Genomic DNA, 20,625 nt, shown 5'->3' on the forward strand with positions numbered 1-20,625 from the left:
CTATGGGGCCAGAACGCGGTGGAGGCGTTGGCCTCGGCGCCACACCGCACGGATCGAGAGGCTGTCGGTGATGTTCACCGTCGGATCGCCGTCCACCATCAGCAGGTCTGCCTGGCGGCCCGGTGCGATGTATCCCCTGTCCGGCAGCCGGAAACTGGTGGCGGCCGATGAGGTGGCGGCGGTCAGTGCCTCGGCCGGTGTGAGCCCGCAGTCGACGAGGAGGGAGAGTTCCTGGTGCAGGCTGACGCCGTGCGCCGTACCCAGCACGCCCACGTCGGCCGCGTCGGTGCCGGCCACGATGGTGACGCCGGCGCGGTGCAGCGCACGGGTGGCGAGCTTGGCGTTCTCCAGGGAACTGGGGCTGCCCAACTGCCAGCAGGTGCAGAGGTTCTGGTGCCACGACTCCGGAATGAACCGCCGTGCCCGTACGTCGTCGGCGACCGCCCGGCCCGTGAGCTCTCCCGCCATCGAACCCATCGTCACCAGTGTCGGGATGACGAAGACGCCCGCCTCCTTGACGGTCCGGACCACTTCCTCGCTCGGCGGCTGGTCCATGAAGACGTGCACGAGGCCGTCGACGCCGGCCCGTACAGCCGTCAGCGTGTTCCGCACACTCGTGGCATGGGCCACCGCGAGCAGTCCGTGCGCGTGCGCCTCGGTGACGACGACGCGCGCGGCCTCCTCGGTCAGGGTCGGTGAGGGGTGCCCCATCGCTGTTCCGTCGTCGATGAGCAGTTTGATGAAGTCGGCCCCTTCGGCGACGCGGTCCCGGACGAACCGGGCCGCGTCCGCAGGGCCTTCGATCACCGGGAACTGCTCGCGGAAGGACAGGCCGATCAGCATCGACGGATGCCCGCCGAGGACGGTCGCCCCGGTCGAGGCCGATCGGATGTCCGCCATGTCGTTGCGTTCGGCAGCGAGGACGCGCTGGTCACCGAGGCGTTCGGGGACGGTGAACATGTCCATCTCGGTCGTGACACCGAACAGGATCGCCAACGCGAGCGCGTCGCCCGTGGGATGGGTGTGGGAGTCGATGAGCCCCGGCATCAGCGTGGCGCCCGTGCCGTCGATGACGGCGTACCGGTCGGAGTCGTACCGGAGGGTGGCATCCGGCCGCGGGACGACCGCGGCGATCCGCTCACCCTCCACCACCACGTCGGCCCGGTCGGCCGTCTTCTCGCCGTCGAAGAGGCGCACGTTCGTCACCACGAAGCCGGAGCGGGTCGGATCAGAAGCCGACATGGTCCGCCCCCTTCAGACCGAGCATGGCGCGGGCTTCGTCCGGGGTGGCGAGATCACGGCCCGCCTCCGCCAGAATCCGCGCGACCTTGGCGACCTGCTGGGCGTTCGACGTGGCGAGTTCGCCCCTGCCGATGTACAGGCTGTCCTCGAGCCCGACCCGGACATGACCACCGAGCAGGGCGGACTGCGTGGCGAAGGGCATCTGATGCCGGCCCGCGGCGAAGGCCGAGAGGTAGTAGTCGTCGCCGAACAGGCGGTCGGCGACGGTCACCATGTGCAGCAGGTTGTCGAGGTCGGCGCCGATCCCGCCGAGGACGCCGAAGACGCACTGGATGAGGAACGGCGGCTTCGCCAGACCGCGGTCGACCATGTGGGCGAGGTTGTAGAGGTGCCCCACGTCGTAGCACTCGTACTCGAATCGCGTGCCCGCGCCGTCTCCCAGCTCCCGCAACGTCGTCGCGATCTGCGCGAAGGTGTTGGTGAAGACCGCGGATTCGGAGGCGCGCAGGTAGCGCTGCTCCCAGTCGTGCTTCCACACGCGGTCGGCCTCGGCCGCGGGGAACACACCGAAGTTCATCGAGCCCATGTTCATCGACGCCAGCTCGGGCCGGGCGCGCCGGGCCGCCGCGAGCCGGTCGTCGATCGACATGGTCATGGCTCCGCCCGTCGTGATGTTCACGACCGCGTCGGTCCGCTCCTTGATCTGCGGAAGGAACCCCATGTACACATCCGGATCCGCGGTCGGCTGCCCGGTCTGCGGATCGCGTGCGTGCAGGTGCACGATCGCAGCACCTGCTTCCACCGCGTCGACGCTCTGTGCGGCGATCTCGTCCGGAGTCACCGGGAGGTACTCGGACATGCTGGGTGTGTGCGCCGAGCCGGTGACGGCACAACTGATGATGGCCTTGGACGATCGTTTCATCGGGACTCTCCTCGTTCTGCGGCGTGACGACGTCCGCTGCAGCGCCGATGCGCCAGTGCGCGGGTCTGTGGGCGTGTGGGTGGCCGGGGCGAGTTCAGCCGTAGTCGCTCCACTCCGTCACCCGCCCGCCCTCGATGACGAAGACGCTCACGCATTCCATGGAGGCCGGGACACCTGCCTGCCAGCCCCATGCGGGATCGGACTCGGCCGGGGTGCCGGTCCAGCTGTGCTCGGCGTAGAGGGTGTGGTCGCTGGCGGCCCATCGGGTGATCTCACCGAATCGCCGGTCCGGCAGCTTGTCGTGGATCTCCTGGATGGACCGCAGCAACGGTGCGGCGCCGGCGCCTTGGAACCGGTTGTGGTGTCCCCACCGGATGTCCTCGGCCAAGAGGTTCGCGAAGCTGTCGAGATCCATGTCGTTGTAGGCCGCGAAGAACCGTTCGACGATCACCAGCAGTTCCCGCTCATCGGTACCTGTCATGACGAAATCCGTTTCCCTGATCAGAGGTGGACTGACTGAGTTCTGCGGTGCGCGCGGAGGGACGCGTCGGTCAGTAGGGCTGTCCGAGGGCCTGGAAGGCCTTGCTCAGCAATCCCACGTTCTCGGATGTGGGGGCCCCGGCCTGCTCCAGGCGGGACAGTTCGACGCTCGTCTCCACGACCGTGGCGACCCGGGAGTGCCGTCGCTCCATGAAGGTGCCGAAGGCCGCGTCCAACGTGGGGGCGTCCGAGACGCACTGCGCCAGCACGACGGCGTCCTCAAGCGCCATCCCGCCTCCCATGCCCATGTGGGCGGTTGTCGCGTGCGCGGCGTCACCGACGAGGATCGTGCGTCCCCGGTGCCACGGGGCGGGCAGCAGGATCCACTCGAAGGGCCTCCCGATCAGGTCCGCGTCCCGCGTGAGGCGGCGCCGCATCTCGACGACGGCGGGTGCCGTGTACGAGTCGAGGAGGCGGCCGAAGAGCGAGTAGACGTCCTCGTCGGTCAGGTGTACGCGTTCGGGCATGTCGATGACGGCCGGGATGTAGGTCAGGCCGCCCGGGAGGTGGTAGAAGCCCAGCCGCCCGGCCGGGCCGATGTACCACCCCTCGCCGTCGATGCGCGGGCCGGACATCATCCAGCGCAGGCTGTACTGGCCCGAGTACGCGGGCGTGGGGGCGTCGGGGAAGAGGCGGGTGCGGGTGCGGGAGCCGATCCCGTCCGCGCCGACGACCATGTCGTAGCGGGCCTGGCGGCCGTCGGTCATGGTGACGAACACGCCGTCGTCACGCTCGTCCGTGGTCCGGGCCGTCACACCTCGGTAGACCTTGGCCCCCAGTTGCTGGGCCGCCTCCTGCAAGGTCGCCAGGAACACGGGGCGGTAGACGCCGATCGCGTCCTTGACCCCGGGCAGCAGCGGGCGCTTCGGCCCCTCGCTGATCAGGTTCCCGGCGGCATCCATCTGGTCGACCACGGTCGACCCGGGCAGGAACACCGTGCTGCCGGCGGCGCACGCGTCGTAGACACCGAGTTCGTCCAGCGCCTGAGTGGCCCGGCCGGACAGGGCGATCGACGCTCCGCCGGGTGCTTCGGCCAGTTCCACGACGTCACAGCTCACGCCCACGCGGGAGAGTGCGATTGCCGTTGACAGGCCGGCGATGCTGCCGCCGATGATCAATGCTGTCGAAACGCAGGCCATTGCCGCGTCTCCTTTCCGAGGGGGCCACGTGCGTGGCCCGGACGATGGCTGTCTTGACCGTGGTCGAGGGTCGTTCTCCGACCCGGCGTTCAGTGACGCGGGGCCGGCCTGCGGGCCAGAAGGCGTTCCGCGTTACGGGTGGTGAGTGACCGCCAGGTATCGGCGGCCGAGGGGCGCGGCGCGGCGTCGATGGCGGAGATCTGCGCCTGTGCCAGGCCTGCGGGGGTCCAGCAGTAGTCGCTGCCGTACAGCAGCCGCTCGGTGCCGAAGGCACGGCCGAACGCGGGAATCTGGTTCGGGAACGGAGTGCCCGCCATGTCGAACCACAGGCTGCCCAACTGTTCCTGCACCGAGGCGCAGGGCGCGGAACTGTCGTCCGTGGCACCCATCCCCAGCCCCAGACGGAACAGCTCCATGCGATCGGCGAGGAGTGGAAGGGCGCCGCCACCGTGGGTGAAGACCCACTGGATGCCCGGGTGCCGGGTCAGTACGCCGTTGAACACGAGATCACTGGCGGCGCGCGCGGAGTCGAACAGGAACTCCATCATCGGGCGCGGCCTGCCCAGCGACACCGCGTCGGAGCCGGGAGGAGAGGTGGGATGCACGAACACCACCGCGCCCCGGGCGTCAAGCTCCCGCCACAAGGGTTCGTAGCGCGCGTCGCCGGGATAGACGCCGGCGTGGTTCGTCTCGATGGCGACACCGTCGGCGCCGAGCGAATCCAGGCTGTGGACCGCCTCACGTACCGATCCCTCGGTGTCCGGCATCGGGAGAGAGGCGAAGAAGCCGAAGCGCGTGGGGTGTTGCTCGCAGATCCGGCCCGCGAACTCGTTGACCTCCCGGCTGAGCAGCCGAGCGGCCCGGTCGTCCCCGAAGTGCGTGCCCGGCGACGACACGGACAGGATCGACTTCTGAATCCCTCCGCGATCCATGAGGCCCAGGTGATCGTCCGTGCTCCACGTGGGCCAGGACGGCATTCCGTCCGGATGCGTGATTCCCGCGGACTCCGCGGCGGTTATGTAGTTTTCGGTGACGAAGTGGGCGTGTACGTCGATCAACGGGTCGGGCGACGTGGGCGTGGGAGGCGTAACAGGCATCAGGGGGGTTCTCACTTCGTTCGCAGCGGGCTCAACGCGCCGTTGATCCGGACGAGTTCGTTGAGCATGGCCCTGGCGGAGTCGGTCATGATCTCGTTCGGTACGAGCTGCTCGCCCTCGGCGATGAACTGCTGCACGAAGGGAAGCGCGACCGCCTCTGACACCGGGGTCATCTTGAGCGTGGTGACCACCTGCTTGATCATCTGGGCGGCGCGGGTGCCGGCCGAGACTCCGCCGTAGCTGACCAGGCCGACCGGCTTGTACTGCCACTCGTGATGCAGGTAGTCGATCGCGTTCTTCAGTTCGGCGTTGTACCCGTAGTTGTATTCGGGCATGACGAACACGAAGGCGTCGGTGCCGGCGATCCTCGCGCTCCACTCCCGCGTGTGCTGATGGGTGTACCGGCGAAGGCGTGGGTGGTGCGGTTCGTTCATGAACGGCAGGTCGACCTCGGCGAGATCGATCAGCTCGACCTCCGCGAAACCGCCGTGTGCTTTCGCCTCTGCCTCGACCCACTTACCTATGACCGGGCCGATCCGGCCGGGACGGGTGCTTGCCACGATGATCCCTAGTCCGGGCATCGCTCACTCCTTTCCATAACGAATGGTTCGGCCTCCGCGAGGGGTGCGGCGCCGGCGAACTCGTCGCGTGCCGCGATGTCGTCGAAGCCGACGATCGCGGGGTACCGGTAGGGGCCGAGGCGCAGTACGAGAAGGGCGCACAGGACCAGCACCCCCGCGATGAAGGGCATGACGGCCTCGTAGCTGCCCAGGAGCTCGTATCCGAGGTTGACGGCCAGCGGGCCGAACGCCGATGTGAGCAGGAGAGCCGCCTGGAGGAGACCGAGGAGCGCGCCGAAGCGGCGCATGCCCAGATAGCGGCTGATGAAGAAGGGCAGAAGGTCGGTCTCGACGCCGAAGGCGACGCCGACCAGCGCCGTGCCGATGACGGCGCTGAAGAACGGGGCGTGCAGCAGGAACATGCCGATGACGGGGCACATGATGACGGCCGCGCAGACGAAGGGCGCGTGAAAGCGGTCCAGGAGCACTCCACCGAGCACCCGGCCCAGGAGCGACGTAAGGCCGAACACCGTCAGCAGGGAGGCGGCCTGACCGGACGCGACGCCCTGGTCGGTCATCATGGGCACGATGTTCACCTGGATGCCGACCACCGCGACTCCGGTGAGGCCGAGGTTGAACGCGATCATCCAGAAGTGCGAACTGCGCAGGCACTCGTGGACGCTCAGCCCCGGCGGTTCGAGGCTCACGGTGCGATCGCGCTCCTTGGCCGCCTTGACCAGTCTGCCGCGAACGCTCCGTTCGGCCCTGACCCGCACGAGGACGAACACCATGGCCAGGGAGATGACAAGGGCGATCAGGGCCAGCCATCGGTAGGTCGCCTGCCAGCCGTACGCCGTGAGGAGGAAGGTCGCGAGCAGTGGAGTCGCGGCCGATCCGAGGGCGGCGAGGGACGCGGTCACGCCCACCGCCATACCGCGCTTGTTGTCGAACCAGCTGACGATGGCTTTCGTGAACGGAATCACGGTGCCGCCGGCGAACAGCCCGGCCAGGAAGTACGGCAGGTAGAAGAGCGGCAGGGCGTGGGGGACCACGGTGACCAGCGCCAGGCTGAGGCAGTACAGCAACCACGACGGGACGACGATCCAGCGGAAGGCGAACCGGTCCAGGAGGTGCCCGACGATCGGTGTCGCGATCGCCTGCCCCACGGCCAGGAAGGTGAAGGCGGCGGTGACCGTGGCGCGGCTCCACCCCGTGTCCTCGGTGATGGGGATGACGAAGAGGCTCAGGGTGCTCATGACCATCGGGCCGGCGCTGACCGCCATGGCGAGCCCGGATCCGACGGCCACCCACCAGGGGCTGAGTGGTCGGCGCGGTCGCTGTGCGATGAATCCGTTCACTTGATGGGCACTCCTCATGTGTCGGGACCCGGCCGCGGCTCGGGGCGCAGGGGCGGCCGGCGCTCGGATGCGATCGTCCGGGCGGTGGAGGAACGGTCGGTCCCGGACGGCGGACGCCGGACGCCGGGCGAAGTGGGCGCATCGGCAGCGGGCGGGGACGCGGGTCCTGGTCGGCCGAGGAGCCGTCGCGGTCGCTCCGGGTGTGGCGAACCGCTCCGGAGGGGCAAGCCGTCCGGAGCCGGCGGAGTACGGCTGAAGAGGCTCAGCAGCCCAGGTCAACCCCGTTGTTTTGCGGTGGAGTTACCGAAGAATTGCTGTGGGGTGTCGTCAACGTTAGGAGAGAAGGGCGATAATGGCACCCACTGTGCCGCTGAGTGGAACGGAGATTGATGGTGTCGTCCGACCGGTCGTCGACGGACAGGCGTTCCTCCTCGGAGGAGCCCCCGAAGCAGCAGGGTTCCTCCGCCGGTGAAGCGCTCGTCGACCGCGTGTTCGCCCTGCTCGGCTCCTTCGACTCCGAGAACCGTGCGCAGCCGCTGGCCGGACTGACGCGGCGAACGGGAATGCCACGAAGCACCGCGCTGCGCCTGGCACGTCAGCTGACCGACGTCGGGGCACTCGAACGCCTTGAGGACGGCCGCTTCGTCGTCGGTCTCCGCCTGCTGGAAATCGCTTCGCTCGCACCACGCGGGCATGGGCTGCGTGCCGTGGCGATGCCGTTCATGGAGGACCTCTTTCATGTCACCGGCCAGCACGTCCTGCTGGCCGTGCGCGACAACGACGAAGCCATGCTGGTCGAGCGGCTCTCGGCGCATGACGCCGTGCCGGTGCGGTTCCGGGTGGGGGAGCGCATGGCACTGACGACGACCGGAGTCGGTCTCGTGCTCCTGGCGAACGCGCCGGCCGAGGTCCAGGAGCGGGTGCTGCGGGGCTTCACCCCTGAAGAAGCGGGCGAATCCATCGCCACCGCCGAGGACCTGCGCCGCAGCCTCGCCGAGATCAGGAGAGGCGACTACGCCGTGGCGCGGCGCGCCGACCCGAAGAACCCCCGTACGACGGCCGCCGCACCCGTGCGCAATGGAACGGGGGTCGTGGCGGCCCTGTCCGTGGTTGCCCCGAGCCCGGAGTTCGATCCGGCGGCGTACGTACCGGCCGTGCGCGCCACCGCACGGGCGATCTCACGACAGTTGCAGAGCACCGAAGCCGTCCGGTGAGCGGTGCTACCGGGCGAAGCGGCTGAAGTAGGCGAGGGCGTCGATGTCGTCGACGGCCTCGCGGCCGGCCACCTGGCCGATCGGCGCGCCCTGGAGCAGGCGCTTGACGGGCACCTCCAGCTTCTTGCCCGTCCGGGTGTGCGGCACGGCCGGGACGGCCAGGATGCTGTCGGGGACGTGCCGGGGCGATGCCCGGGTCCGGATGGCGGTGCTGATCCGGTCGCGCAGCGCGTCGGTGAGTTCGTGCCCGGCTTCCATGACGACGAACAGCGGCATCCAGTACGTACCGTCGGCGAGTTCTGCCCCGATGACCAGGCTCTCCTGGATGCCGGGCAAGTCGTCGACGACCGCGTAGACGTCGGCGCTGCCGAGCCGGACGCCCTGCCGGTTGAGGGTGGAGTCGGAGCGGCCGGAGACGACGACGCTGCCGCGGGACGTCCGGGTCATCCAGTCGCCGTGGCGCCAGACACCCGGATACGCGGTGAAGTAGGCGTCGCGGTAGCGGGAGCCGTCGGGGTCGTTCCAGAAGTACAGGGGCATCGACGGCAGCGGGCGGGTGACCACGAGCTCGCCCACCTCGTCGGTCACGGGACGCCCGTGCTCGTCCCAGGCTTCCAGCGCCACGCCGAGCACCGGGGCGGAGATCTCACCCGCCCAGACGGGGGTGGTGGGCGCGCCCCCGGCGAACGCGCTGACGATATCGGTGCCCCCGCTCGTGGAACCGACCTGGACGTGCGCGCCGACGTGGTCACGGACCCAGTAGTAGGGCTGTGCGGGGAGCGGGGCACCGGTGCAGCCGAGGCTGCGCAGAGCCGACAGGTCGAGGTCGCGGCCCGGTTCGAGGCCCGCCTTCGCGGAGGCGAGGAGGTATCCGGGGCTCACGCCGAGAACGGCCGCGCGGTGTTCCGCCGCGACGTCCCAGAGCCGTCCGGGCTCCGGATACGTGGGGCTGCCGTCGTACAGCACGACGGTGGCTCCGATCAGCAGGCCGGAGACGACCAGGTTCCACATCATCCAGTTCGTGGTGGTGTACCAGAAGAACCGGTCGCCGGGCCGCAGGTCGAGCTGGAGACCGAGCAGCCGGTGATGGTCCAGCAGCACACCGCCGTGGCCGTGCACGATTCCCTTCGGCGTGCCCGTCGTCCCCGAGGAGAAGAGCACCCACAGGGGTGCGTCGAAAGGCAGTTGCTCGAAGACGGGCTCCTCCGAACCCCCGGTCACCTCGGCCCAGTCGGACACGCGGGGGTCATCACCCACGGGCAGACCGAGGCACGGCACGCGGACCGTGTGCCGCACGGTGGGCAGGGCGGCGCGCAGGGCGTCCGATTCGGCACGGCGATCGTGTTCCTTGCCGTTCCAGCGGTAGCCGTCGGCGGCGAACAGGATGACGGGTTCCAGCTGCGCGAAGCGGGTCGCGGCTCCGGGGGCCCCGTAGTCCTGTCCGCAGGCGGACCAGACGGCTCCGATGCTGGCCGCGGCGAGGAACGCGACGACGGTGTGCGTGGTGTTGGGCAGGTATCCGACCACCCGGTCACCGGCCACTACGCCGCTCCGGCGCATCCAGGCGGCCAAGGAGCCCACCTGGCGCCGGAGTTCGTCCCGTCCGGTGCGGGTGGTGGTGCCGTCCTCGCCGACCGAGACGATCGCCGGGTGCGGTCCCTCGTCGCGCAGGGCGTGCTCGGCGTAGTTGAGCCGCGCGCCGGAGAACCAGCGGGTGGCCGGCATGGGGGCCTCGTCGAGGACTGCGTCGTACGGGGTGCTTGAGCGCAGGTCGAAGAAGTCCCACACCGCCGACCAGAACCCGGCGAGATCGTCCACCGACCATTCCCACAGCGACCGGTAGTCGGCGTGTGCCGTGCCGGTGCGTGTCGCGACGAACTCGGTGAAGCGAGCGATGCGGGAGCGGTCCGCGGCGGCCGGGTCGGGGGTCCAGACCGGGGCGGGCGGCGAGGGGTTCGCGTCTGTCGTGTTCATATGCCGCCTGCCAGGACGGAGGAGCCGGGTGTCGCCGCTGCCGGGACGGGAGGGGAGGAGAGCTGGTGCCGGAGACCGGTGACCAGGGCCGCCAGCTCCTGAGCGGTGCGCGCCGTGCCGTAGATGTAGTGGTCGGGGCGGATCACCACGCCCAGGTGTCCCGCTGCTTCGAGGTGCGGGAGGTAGACGTCGTCGACGTCGAAGGCGGCGACTTCCGGGGCGGCTTCGGCACCGTCGGGGACCAGGTGCAGCAGGCGGGCGCCGATCCGGTCGAGGAAGCCGAGCTGCTCGTCCGTGAGGGCGGTGCGGGGGTCGGCGGTGGACGCCACCACGAAGCCGTGCCCGACCACCTCGTCGAGCAGGCCGGTACGGCCGCCGTGGCGGACGCGCGCCTGCGTGCTGAGGACTCCGGCCGACGGATCCGGACCCTGCGTACCGTCGGAGACGATGCCGTGGGGGAGCGTCGACGGGGGCAGCGGAGGCAGGATGCGCTCCGGGTCCGCGCCCTGTCCGATCATGGCGGTGTCCCGCCCGGCCGCGGCATCGGCGTCGGTGACGCAGATGACCTTGCCGAGTTCGACGGACTTGGCGATGGCGTGCTGGACGTGGGCGCCGCGTTCGCCGCCGTAGGTGTCCAGTACCGCCGGATCGGCCTCGCCCTTGAGCACGAGACCGAGCTTCCAGGCGAGGTTGGCCGCGTCGCGGATGCCCGAGCACATGCCCTGTCCGGCGAAGGGCGGCATCAGATGGGCGGCGTCGCCGGCGAGGAGCAGCCGGCCCGAGCGCCACACGTCGGCCCACTGCGCCTGGAAGGTGTAGACGGCGTGCCGTTCCAGGGTGCAGTTGTCCGGAGTGAGGTCCCAGGGCGCCAGGAGGCTCCAGGCGGTGGCTTCGGTGTTGAGCTGCTCCACCGTCTCACCCGGCATGCGCATGAACTCCCAACGCCTGCGCCCGGGTCCCCCGGAGACGACGGTGGTGGGTCTGGCCGGGTCGCAGATCTGGAGGTTGACGGGGTTCCAGACGCGTTCCTCGTGCGGATGGACGTCGACGATCAGCCAGTCGTAGAAGAAGCCCAGGTCGAGCATCTCGGTCGGCATGTGGGTGCGCACGAAGCTGTTGGCTCCGTCGCTGCCGACGACCCAGGGTGCGGTGAAGAGGTGCTCGTCCCCGTGGGTGTCGCGAGTGGTGATGCGTACCCCCTCGGCCCTCTCGACGAGGTCGACGGCCTCGTGGCCACGCAGGATGGTGATCGCATTGTCGGCTTCGGCGGTTTCGACGAGGGCCTTCTCCAGGTCCGGCTGATACATCATCGACGCGGTGGGCCAGCCGGACGGGCCGAGCATGGACCAGTCGAAACGCAGCAGTGTCTCGCCGGTGGCGTTGCGCCACTCGTAGGTGTCGGCGGGCTCGGTGAGATCCCTGAGCCGGTCGCCGAGTCCGGCGCCGGCCAGCAGGCGTGCGACCTCGTCGTCGAAGTGCACGGCACGGGGGCGGGGGTAGGGGGAGGGCCACCGTTCGAGAACGGTCACCCGCCACCCGTCGCGCGCCAGCAGGAGGGCGCACGCCAGGCCGACCGGTCCGGCTCCGACCACCAGGACGTCGCTGTCCGTGGTGCGGTCCGATTGAGGGTTCATGTCGTGGGCTCCTACTTGGCCGGGGCGGCGTGGGCGCCCGTCATGAGTTCCGCGAGGTCCTCGGGCGCGAGGAAGGACGGCGGCGGAGGCGGTCCCCAGGCCCACAGGGCCTTCGCGCCCTCCCACTCGCTCGGCTTCCACAGCGCGTCGTCCACGATGCAGTCCAGGTCGGAGTAGTACTCGGAGAACGTGCCGGCCGGGTCCTTCAGGTACCAGAAGAAGTTGGAGCCGATGAAGTGCCGCCCGAGGCCCCAGGTGTGCCGGCCGGGATCGGCCTCCAGCATGGCCGTCGCACCGCGCCCCACCTCGTCCACGTCTTCGACCTGCCAGGACGTGTGGTGCAGGAAGGCCACCGGTGCCTGCTGGACCAGCACGTTGTGGTGGTCGCTTGAGCAGCGCATGAACGCGGCCAGTCCGCGCACGGTGTCGCTGACCTTGAAGCCGATCCCCTCCTGGAAGAACCGCTGCGAGAACTCCTGCGCGGTCGAACCGAGCACCACGTGCCCCAGTTTGCGCGGCCTGACGGCGGCCTCCCGCAGGATGCCGGGGGCGCGCTGGTGCAGGCGTGCGTTGACCCCGGGCGCGTTGTACGGCGGCGGCGGTGTGGCCGCCTGCTCGTACCGGGGTGCGAGCTCGACGCGGACCAGCAGCTCCGTGCCGGGGTCGACGGCGGCGACGGTGGTGGGAGTGCGGTCGACGGGGACGCCGAGTTTCGACAGGGAGGCCGCGATCCGGTCGAGGTCGTCCGGGTCGTCCGCGCCCACGCCCAGCTCGACCAGGCGCCGACGCGGAGAGTGCACGATGCGCAGCTGCTCCCCGCCGTCCACGGTGGAGAAGCCGAGCCCGGCCACGGGCGCGGCGGCGGTGCTCAGCGGGCCGGTGCTGGGGGTCAGGCCGAATTCCTCGTAGTAGGCGGCGGTCTGTTCGACGTTCGGAACGCCCATCACGATCTGGGTCAGGCGGTGCAGTGGCATGGTGGCCGGCTTTCTTCAGACGGACTGTTTCTCTCGGGGACAGGTGCGGTGACTCAGGAGGACAGCATCGGGTTGCGGAGCTCCCCGAGCCCCTCGATCCGGCTGACGAGGACGTCACCGGGCGCGAGGAACTTCTGCGGGGTGCGGGCTCCGCCGATGCCCGCGGGAGTACCGGTGAAGATCAGGTCCCCGGGCAGCAGCGGGCAGACTGCCGACAGGCGGACGATCAGTTCCGGGACGTCGAAGATCATGCTGGAGGTGCGGCTCTTCTGCAGCACCTCGCCGCCCTCCAGCGCGCACCCGATCTCCAGGTCGTCCGGGTCGTCCAGCTCGTCGACGGTGACCAGCTCGGGGCCGGTGGGGGCGAAGCCGGGGTAGGACTTGCCCAGCGAGAACTGGGGCGCGGGCCCGGTGAGCTGGAGCCGCCGCTCGGACAGGTCCTGGCCCACGGTGACTCCGGCGACATGGGACCAGGCCGTCTCACGGGTCGCCAGGTGGCAGCGCCGTCCGATGACGACGACGAGCTCGACCTCCCAGTCCACCAGCCCTTCGGGCAGGGTGACCGGCTGGTCGTGCCCGGTGAGCGAGGTGGCGAACTTGGTGAAGACCGCGGGCTCGTCGGGGATCGTCAGCCCGGACTCGATCACGTGGTCGCGGTAGTTCAGCCCGACCGCGAAGATCTGGGCCGGGCGGGGGACCGGGGGCCCCCACACCGCGCCGTCACCCGGGGCGGGTCGCAGCCCGGAATCCGCCTGCCCGTCGCGTACGAGTTCGTGCGCCCAGCGGGTGAACGCCTCCCAGTCGGCGAACGCCTGCTGGGGGTCCGGACCGAACCGTCCGCCGCTCGCCTCCGCGACGTCGAGAAGGCCGTCGGGACGGCTCAGGGTCAGACGTCCATCGATGTTCGCCACACGCATGTGTACTCCCGCTGTCTCGTGCGCTGTCTCGCGCTCGGCATCTGGAACCCAGTGTTCACACGCGTTCTCACGAATGCAATAGATTAGCGATAATCACTCTCCTTGGCCTTTTTCTGCTGCGGTCGGCGACCGTGCCGACCGATCGCGCTCCGCAGGTCGCTGCGCACGGTGATGAAGGGAAGGTCGCGTGGCGGCGACATGGGTCGTGACCCGTGCCGCCTGGCGACACGCTTCAGCGGGAGGGTTCCGCCCATTGGCGGGCGATCGCCTGGACCTCGGCGGCACTGAGTACGACACCGAGGTCATCGACGGCCGACTGGGGGCGCAGCGAGCTGATGATCAGCTCCAGGTAGCGCCTGTAGGCATCCGGGCGCACCGGAGAGCTCCGGTGCGCGAACTCCGTGAGCATCAGCATGATCATGATCAGATCGGGGACCGTCAGGTCGGTGCGCACCGCACCTTCCAGCTGGGCGCGCCCCAGGAGCTGTTCCAGTCGTGGCGCCAGACCGTCACGCAGTGCGTCGGCGCGCTGCCGGCCGGGCCCGGAGCTGAAGACGACGTCGCGCAGGCCTCGGTCGGCGACGTTCATGGCCACCGCCTGCCGCATGACATGAGTCAGCCCGTCCCAGGCCGTGGCCGCGGCCAGGCCCTGGTCCACCAGTGCAGTCAACTCCGTGAACCGGTCACCGAGTGCGGCGTCGACGAGCACCTCCTTGTCGGGGAAGTGGCGGTAGATCGTGCCGATGCCGACACCTGCGTGGTGAGCGATCTCGTTGAGGCCGGCTCCGACGCCCTGGGTGGCGAACACCTCGCGCGCGGCGTCGATGATCCGTGCCCGGTTGCGCGCGGCGTCGCGTCGCGGCGCGCGTCCGGCGGGCGTGGCGCCGGCCGGCTCGTTGTCCCGCCCTTGAGGGTGCTCGGTTGATGTCACGAGACCACCCTACGCGAAGCGGATAGCTCTCATCCGTTTCGCGTGTTAGCTTGGCCGAGCGATCCGGATAAGTGCTATCCGGTTCTGGCTCGCTGATGGTGAGCCCGTATCGCGCCCACGTTTCTCGGCAGCGCGCGGCGCCTCGCTTTCCCTGAGCCGCTCGTCCCCGTGCGCGGACGTCCGACGAGATCAAGAGCAGGAGACTCGCCACCATGACCGACTCGACGGAGAGCGCCCACGGGCGCGCGGCATCACTCGAACCTCGTCGGAGGCTGAAGCTCGACAAGGAGCTGCTGGGTTTCCGCGCGATCACCGTCGTACCCGCGGCGCTGTTCGCCCCCACGCTGGTGCTGGGGCTGGTCGTTCCGGGGTCGGGGGCGGGGACGACGCTGGGCATCCTCTTCCACATCAGCGTGCTGTTCGTCATCGACCGGGTGCCCGCCCCCGCCTGGGCGCGAGCGGCCGCGTTCGGCTGGATCGCCATCGACGTGATGGTCGGGATCATGACGCTCAACCTCGTCTCCGACGACATCTACATGCCGATGCGCCTCGGCGGCCACGTCATGGCGGCCACCTGGCTGATCACCGTGTCCCTGCTCTCCCGGCCGGTGCTGTTCAGGAGCCTCGGAATCCTCACCGGCGCCTGGCTCGCCCTCTTCAGCTTCTTCGGCGCCCACCTTCCGATCGCTCTTCTCGGGCCCCCCGGCATCCTCGTCGTCGTCTGGCTCGTCATGGCCGGCTCGTACGAGCCCGACCCGCTGGGAGGCCTCACCCGGGACGCGCGTGCCGCGCTCACGACGGAACCTTCGGGTGCTGTCGGCGGATGAGGCCGCGGACCGGGGAGGGGCGGATTTCCCGGCGGACCGGATTCCGGACGGGTGTCGTCGGCGTTCTCCCCGTCCGGTGCGCGTCCGGTCCTCAGCCGCGGGCGGCCGCTGCGGCGACGATCCAGTTCCTGAACTCGACTGCGTAGTGCCGGAGATGGTGCTCCAGGACCTCGTCCGGGCACGTGGCGGGGAAGTACACCGTCAGGTTCGCGGTGAAGCCTTCCGCGGTGTCACCGAACTGGATCAGCGCCCGCCCGACGACCGTGCCGTCGGCCAGGAAGAGGTTCGAGGACATCTTGCGCGGGAACTCCGACTCCGGGAGGAGTTCCTCCGCGTCCTTGGCCCAGGCCAGGGCTTCCGTTCCCCAGCCGCCCATGTAGAAGTCGGCGACGTGGGGGCCGATGTTCTCCACCACGCGCGCTCCGACGGAATCGGTGCCCATCACGTAGTGCTCGGGGTGCGCCGCGAGGAGTGGGCCCTCGTCGCCCGCGAACGCCTCGTCCATCCAGGCCAGGAACTCGCCCGAGGCGATGCCCTGCGTCGTGAGCACCGTCGTGCCCGACTTGAAGGCGCCCTCGGAGGTACGGGCGCTCTCGCGCAGGAAGGCGTTGCCCGCCTCGATGTCCTCGGCCAGCAGGTCGAGCAGCCCCTGGCGTCCCAGCCGCGTCCTGAAGCGCTCAAGGGCGCGGCGGGCGTAGAACAGCTCGAAGTCGTCGATGCTCCCACCGGTGGGTCCTGACGCGAGCGTCACGGTCACGGGCGACGACGTCCGGGTGTCTGTCATTCTCGAACCTCCACGAAATGTGAATGTGAATTCATGTTCACGTTAGGTTATGCGCAGGAGCGAGCGACTTGTCAAGAGAACCGGCGGAGACCGCCGCCGATACGATGCGTGACATGACCGAGGAGCCAGATCGCGCACCGCTCTACCGAGAGCCCCGGCAGGCGCGCAGCGTCGCGACATTGGCTCGCGTACTGCAGGCGGCCGAGGAGATCGCCTCCTCGTCCGGCCTGGCGGAAATGACGATCACCGGCGTCGCGGAACGCGCCGGTGTCTCGGTCGGCACGATCTACCGCCGCTTCGACGACAAGGACCAGCTGGTCACCGCCCTGGTCGAGCGGATGCTGGAACGCCGCGAGGCCTACGTCGCCGAACGGCTGCGCGCGGCCGAGCCGTCCCTGCGCGGCCTCATGGACGCCTACGCGCACGCCCTGCTGCAGTCCTTCGCCGAGGGCAACAAGCTCTTCCCCGAGCTGCTGCGCGCACGGGGCGTCAAGGCGGTGGACCGAGGGGCCGACGCCATCACCGAGATCCACCGCCTCCTGGTCGAAGCCGCAACCCCCTACGCCGACCGGATCCGGCGCTCCGACCCGCAGGCGGCACTGGACACCGTGGCCCGCGCCCTCCTCGGCGCCTGCTTCCACAACTCGGTGCGCCCCGACCCCGCCACCGGCGAGGCTGCCCTGCGCCGGTACGCCGACGAACTCGGCGACATGGCGATCGCCTACCTCGACACTCCCGACCGGGACCGCACCGCTCGTCCCTGAGCCGCCGGGGGAGGTGGGGCGGCTTCCGGGGCCGACAGGTCACGTCGGGCTCCGGCGGGGCCGTGTCGTGGGCGCTCGTCTCCGTCCGCACAAGAACTAACACGAGGGGCGAGCTGGTGCGCCGGCCCGGCATGCTTCTCCCTGGCGCATGCGTCAAAGCGCCTACTGAGACGAGGACTTGGCGCCCGATGCGAGTGAAGGCGGGTTGCGCGGAGTCGCTCCGGCGGCCAGTCGGCCGGCCGTGTCGACGTCCAAAGTTGTTTGTGGCCGGGAACGTAGACGCCGTTGCGGGACGGGCGTAGAACTACGCCAGCGATCGATTGCGTTGCAAATTGGTGGCTTCTGTTGGAAACAGTTGGACGGTACAGGTGAGATCCGTTCCGGCTGCATTCCGGGACCACCGTCCCTCGGCTCACATCATTCACGCCATGGAGGCATCATGTCGGCTGTCGACCCGGACAGAGGCGTCGTCACGCCCACCCACACACGCAGGAGTCTGCTCAGGGGCGTGGGCGCCGCCGGACTGACCGTGGCCGCCGGCGGTCTGCTCGCCGCCTGTGGAGATGACTCGGAGTCCAGCGACTCGAGGAAGTCGTCGGGCCCGGTGGCGGGCAGCACGGTCACCTTCGGATCGAACAACTCCGACCCGGCGACCAAGGAGGCGTTCGCCGCGCTGACCGGTTCCGCGACGGCGTCGACCAAGGTGAAGGTCAAAATCAACACCGTTGACCACAACTCCTTCCAGCAGAACATCACCAGCTATCTGCAGGGCACACCGGACGACCTCTTCACCTGGTTCGCCGGATACCGCATGCAGTACTTCGCGGCGCAGGGACTCGCCGCGCCGCTCGACGAGGTCTGGGAGAAGATCGGCGGCAACTTCGGACCGGTCGCCAAGCAGCTCTCCACCGGCCTCGACGGCCACCAGTACCTTGTGCCCCTGTACAACTACCCGTGGGTCGTCTTCTACAGCAAGAGCCTGTTCAAGAAGAACGGCTACACGGTGCCGGCCACGTGGGACGCGTACCTCGCGCTGTGCAGGAAGATGAAGTCGGACGGCCTCATCCCCATCGCGTTCGGCGAGAAGGACGGCTGGCCGGCGCTCGGCACGTTCGACATCCTCAACATGCGGATCAACGGCTACGACTACCACGTCAAGTTGATGAAGCACGAGATCGCGTGGACCGATCAGGGCGTGAACACGGTCTTCCAGCACTGGGCGGAGATGATGCCCTACGTGCAGAGCGGCGCGAACGGCCGGACCTGGCAGGACGCGGCCAAGACGCTGGAGTCCAAGAAGGCCGGGATGATGTTCCAGGGCACCAACCAGGTGGCCGCGCAGTTCGTCAGTGACAAGGCGGACCTGGCCGACCTGGACTTCTTCCCCTTCCCCGCGATCAATCCGAAGTGGGGCCAGGACTACATGGACGCGCCCGCCGACGGCTTCATGCTGAGCAGCAAGGCGAAGAACCCCGCCGCGGCCAAGGCCGTCCTGGAGTACATCGGCACGGGCGCGGCCGAGGCCGAGTACCTCAAGTCCGACCAGTGGGACGTCGGTCTGGCCAAGGGCCTGAAGATGCCGACGTACAACGCCATCCAGAAGAAGTCCGTGGCCGAGATCGCCAAGTGCAAGGCCGTGGGCCAGTTCATGGACCGGGACGCCGATCCCGCCATGGCCACCGCGATGATCTCGCTGATCCAGAAGTTCGTCGGCGACCCCGGCACCAGCGGCATCGCGTCTCTGCAGAAGAACGCCGAGTCCCAGGCGAAGGCGATCTACACCGGATGAGCACCGTCACCCGCACGCACCGTCTGCCGGCGCCGCCCGGCCGCCCGCCCGCCCGGCGCAAGCGCCGGGGGCCGCGGCGCCTGCGGCACCTGAACACCCACGACCGCGTCGTCGTCGCCCTGATGCTCGGCATTCCGCTGCTGCTCAGCCTGGCCTTCGTGTGGGCCCCGGCGCTCGGCACCGTACTGCTGTCGTTCACCCGGTGGAACGGCGTCGGTGACCTGCACACCAAGGCATGCGATCCGGCCCTGCCCTCCATCCTGAACAACGGGTGTGTGAACGGCGTCCAGAACTACCACCAGGCCGCCACCAACTATCCGGAGTTCTGGCCCGCGGTCCAGCACAACTTCATCTGGCTCGCGGTGTTCGTCGTGATCGCCACCCCGCTCGGGATGGTGTTCGCGGTCGTCATCGACCGCGGCATCAGCGGCAGCCGCATGTACCAGAGCATCCTGTTCCTGCCGGTCATGCTCTCGCTGGCGCTCGTCGGCATCATCTGGGAGTTCATGTACTCGCAGAACTACGGCGTGATCAACACCGTCATCGGCCGCGCCGGGGACAACAACGCCATCGACTGGCTCGGCGACCCGGACCTGAACCTGTGGGCCGTTCTGGTGGAGGCGACCTGGCGACAGGCGGGCTATGTGATGGTCCTGTACCTCGCGGGCCTGAAAGCCGTCGACCCGACCCTTCGCGAGGCCGCCCGGATGGACGGTGCCAACGCCTGGCAGACGTTCTGGCGGGTCGTCTTCCCCGTGATGAGACCGATCAACGTCGTCATCATGGTGATCACCGTCATCGAGTCGCTCCGCGCCTTCGACCTCGTCTACATCACCAACAAGGGCATCAACGGCCTGGAGCTGCTGTCGGTCCTGGTGACCTCGAACATCGTCGGCGAGACCCAGCGGGTCGGCTTCGGCTCCGCCCTCGGTGTCGTACTGCTCCTGATCTCGCTGGTGCCGATCTGCCTCTTCCTCCGTCAGACGTTCCGCAGGGAGGGAACACAGTGAGTCCGACGACACTGCCGAGGGGCACGACACCGGCGCGCGTGACCCGGCCGGCGCGACCGCGGGGCCAGGTCCTCTCGCAGGTCTTCCTGGTCGGCGCGTCCGTGCTGTGGCTGCTGCCGATCCTGTTCGCGCTGTACATCGCGGTCCGTCCGTACGCCGACACCCGCAAGCACGGATACGTCTCGCTGCCGCACAGCCTGACACTGAGCAACTTCGGTGACGCGTGGTCCCAGGCGGACATGGGCCGGTTCTTCTGGAACTCGATCGTGATCACGGTGCCGGCGGTCGTCATCGTGCTCGCGCTGGCCGCCGGCGCGGCCTTCGTCCTGACCCGGGTGAACGTCAAGGTGAACGTCGCCCTGCTCATCCTGTTCACGGCGGGGAACCTGCTGCCCCAGCAGGTGATCATCACTCCGCTGTTCCGGATGTACCTGAAGATCCCGCTGCCCTCGTTCCTCAGCGACAGCGGCCTGATGTACAACTCCGCCTTCGGCCTCATCACCATCAACGTGGCCTTTCAGCTGGGGTTCTGCGTCTTCGTGCTCAGCAACTACATGAAGTCGATCCCCGGGGAGATGTACGAGGCCGCGCTGGTGGACGGAACGAGCCTGTGGACCCGCTTCTGGCGCCTCACGCTCCCGTTGTGCCGACCGGCGCTGGCCGCCCTGGCCACGTTGCTGACGACCTGGATCTACAACGACTTCTTCTGGGCCATCACGCTGATGTCATCCGGCGACAAACGCCCGGTCACCTCCGCGCTTGCCAACCTCCAGGGGCAGTTCGTGAGCAACCAGAACCTCATCGCCGCCGGCGCGATGATCGCCGCGGTCCCGACGCTGGTGGTCTACGTCCTGCTGCAGAAGCAGTTCATCTCGGGGCTCTCCCTCGGGGCCAGCAAGGGCTGAGCACCGGCAGGGGGCGGTGCGTGAAACCCCGAAACGACACCCGC

Annotated in this window: 19 protein-coding genes; 6 read left to right on the forward strand and 13 right to left on the reverse strand. The window is 69.1% G+C overall.

The genetic code is table 11. The annotated features are described in order from the left end of the window. The 7 genes from OG892_RS36890 to OG892_RS36920 form a co-directional block, all read right to left on the reverse strand. The gene (locus OG892_RS36890; RefSeq protein ID WP_327340350.1) at positions 1-1,242 is read right to left on the reverse strand and encodes an amidohydrolase family protein; all 1,242 of its coding nucleotides are present in this window, start codon (positions 1,240-1,242) and stop codon (positions 1-3) included. Next, positions 1,229-2,164, reverse strand: a complete 936-nt coding sequence (locus OG892_RS36895; protein ID WP_327340351.1) for a 3-keto-5-aminohexanoate cleavage protein — start codon at positions 2,162-2,164, stop codon at positions 1,229-1,231. The genes OG892_RS36890 and OG892_RS36895 overlap by 14 nt, the downstream gene beginning before the upstream one ends. Before the next feature lie 94 nt (positions 2,165-2,258). Continuing rightward, entirely contained in the window at positions 2,259-2,645 is a 387-nt protein-coding gene (locus tag OG892_RS36900; protein WP_371631351.1) for a nuclear transport factor 2 family protein, read from the reverse strand. Between the two features lie 70 nt (positions 2,646-2,715). Then, positions 2,716-3,843, reverse strand: coding sequence for an FAD-dependent monooxygenase (locus OG892_RS36905; protein ID WP_079193287.1), 1,128 nt, complete (start codon positions 3,841-3,843; stop codon positions 2,716-2,718). An 89-nt stretch (positions 3,844-3,932) separates the two neighbouring features. Beyond that, entirely contained in the window at positions 3,933-4,940 is a 1,008-nt protein-coding gene (locus OG892_RS36910) for an amidohydrolase family protein (RefSeq protein ID WP_371631352.1), read from the reverse strand. Positions 4,941-4,951: 11 nt separating this feature from the next. Further along, positions 4,952-5,521, reverse strand: coding sequence for an NADPH-dependent FMN reductase (locus OG892_RS36915; RefSeq protein ID WP_073734094.1), 570 nt, complete (start codon positions 5,519-5,521; stop codon positions 4,952-4,954). After that, positions 5,509-6,858 (reverse strand): MFS transporter, encoded by a 1,350-nt coding sequence (locus OG892_RS36920; protein ID WP_371631353.1) that lies wholly within the window; start codon positions 6,856-6,858, stop codon positions 5,509-5,511. Before OG892_RS36920 ends, OG892_RS36915 begins: the two co-directional genes overlap by 13 nt. Positions 6,859-7,247: 389 nt before the next feature. On the opposite strand from OG892_RS36920, the gene OG892_RS36925 reads away from it, so the two are divergent. Then, positions 7,248-8,072: an IclR family transcriptional regulator gene (locus tag OG892_RS36925; protein WP_327340357.1), complete on the forward strand. Its 825-nt coding sequence runs from the start codon at positions 7,248-7,250 to the stop codon at positions 8,070-8,072. Between the two features lie 6 nt (positions 8,073-8,078). Here OG892_RS36925 and OG892_RS36930 read toward each other — a convergent pair whose 3' ends face one another. The 5 genes from OG892_RS36930 to OG892_RS36950 all read right to left on the reverse strand — a co-directional run bounded on the left by OG892_RS36930 (position 8,079) and on the right by OG892_RS36950 (position 14,502). Continuing rightward, the gene (locus OG892_RS36930) at positions 8,079-10,046 is read right to left on the reverse strand and encodes an acetoacetate--CoA ligase (RefSeq protein ID WP_371631354.1); all 1,968 of its coding nucleotides are present in this window, start codon (positions 10,044-10,046) and stop codon (positions 8,079-8,081) included. Further along, the gene (locus OG892_RS36935; RefSeq protein ID WP_371631355.1) at positions 10,043-11,680 is read right to left on the reverse strand and encodes a bifunctional 3-(3-hydroxy-phenyl)propionate/3-hydroxycinnamic acid hydroxylase; all 1,638 of its coding nucleotides are present in this window, start codon (positions 11,678-11,680) and stop codon (positions 10,043-10,045) included. Before OG892_RS36935 ends, OG892_RS36930 begins: the two co-directional genes overlap by 4 nt. 11 nt (positions 11,681-11,691) lie before the next feature. Then, the gene (locus tag OG892_RS36940; RefSeq protein ID WP_073734089.1) at positions 11,692-12,654 is read right to left on the reverse strand and encodes a VOC family protein; all 963 of its coding nucleotides are present in this window, start codon (positions 12,652-12,654) and stop codon (positions 11,692-11,694) included. Between the two features lie 53 nt (positions 12,655-12,707). Further along, positions 12,708-13,571, reverse strand: coding sequence for a fumarylacetoacetate hydrolase family protein (locus OG892_RS36945; protein ID WP_073734088.1), 864 nt, complete (start codon positions 13,569-13,571; stop codon positions 12,708-12,710). A 232-nt stretch (positions 13,572-13,803) separates the two neighbouring features. Then, on the reverse strand, positions 13,804-14,502 hold the full coding sequence (locus OG892_RS36950; RefSeq protein WP_371631356.1) for a TetR/AcrR family transcriptional regulator: 699 nt from the start codon (positions 14,500-14,502) through the stop codon (positions 13,804-13,806). A 212-nt stretch (positions 14,503-14,714) separates the two neighbouring features. Here OG892_RS36950 and OG892_RS36955 point away from each other — a divergent pair, with 212 nt between their 5' ends. Further along, on the forward strand, positions 14,715-15,329 hold the full coding sequence (locus OG892_RS36955; RefSeq protein ID WP_371631357.1) for a hypothetical protein: 615 nt from the start codon (positions 14,715-14,717) through the stop codon (positions 15,327-15,329). 91 nt (positions 15,330-15,420) lie between these two features. On the opposite strand, the gene OG892_RS36960 is transcribed toward OG892_RS36955, so the two are convergent. Continuing rightward, positions 15,421-16,113: a hypothetical protein gene (locus tag OG892_RS36960; RefSeq protein ID WP_073734086.1), complete on the reverse strand. Its 693-nt coding sequence runs from the start codon at positions 16,111-16,113 to the stop codon at positions 15,421-15,423. Between the two features lie 113 nt (positions 16,114-16,226). Here OG892_RS36960 and OG892_RS36965 point away from each other — a divergent pair, with 113 nt between their 5' ends. The 4 genes from OG892_RS36965 to OG892_RS36980 all read left to right on the forward strand — a co-directional run bounded on the left by OG892_RS36965 (position 16,227) and on the right by OG892_RS36980 (position 20,581). After that, entirely contained in the window at positions 16,227-16,877 is a 651-nt protein-coding gene (locus tag OG892_RS36965; protein ID WP_371631358.1) for a TetR/AcrR family transcriptional regulator, read from the forward strand. A 529-nt stretch (positions 16,878-17,406) separates the two neighbouring features. Beyond that, positions 17,407-18,666 (forward strand): ABC transporter substrate-binding protein, encoded by a 1,260-nt coding sequence (locus tag OG892_RS36970; RefSeq protein ID WP_079193342.1) that lies wholly within the window; start codon positions 17,407-17,409, stop codon positions 18,664-18,666. Beyond that, positions 18,663-19,676, forward strand: coding sequence for a carbohydrate ABC transporter permease (locus OG892_RS36975; RefSeq protein ID WP_073734084.1), 1,014 nt, complete (start codon positions 18,663-18,665; stop codon positions 19,674-19,676). Before OG892_RS36970 ends, OG892_RS36975 begins: the two co-directional genes overlap by 4 nt. After that, a complete protein-coding gene (locus OG892_RS36980; RefSeq protein ID WP_327340362.1) occupies positions 19,673-20,581 on the forward strand; it encodes a carbohydrate ABC transporter permease in 909 nt (302 codons plus the stop codon). The genes OG892_RS36975 and OG892_RS36980 overlap by 4 nt, the downstream gene beginning before the upstream one ends. Positions 20,582-20,625: the final 44 nt, after the last annotated feature.

Source organism: Streptomyces sp. NBC_00341 (assembly GCF_041435055.1).
GTDB lineage: Bacteria > Actinomycetota > Actinomycetes > Streptomycetales > Streptomycetaceae > Streptomyces.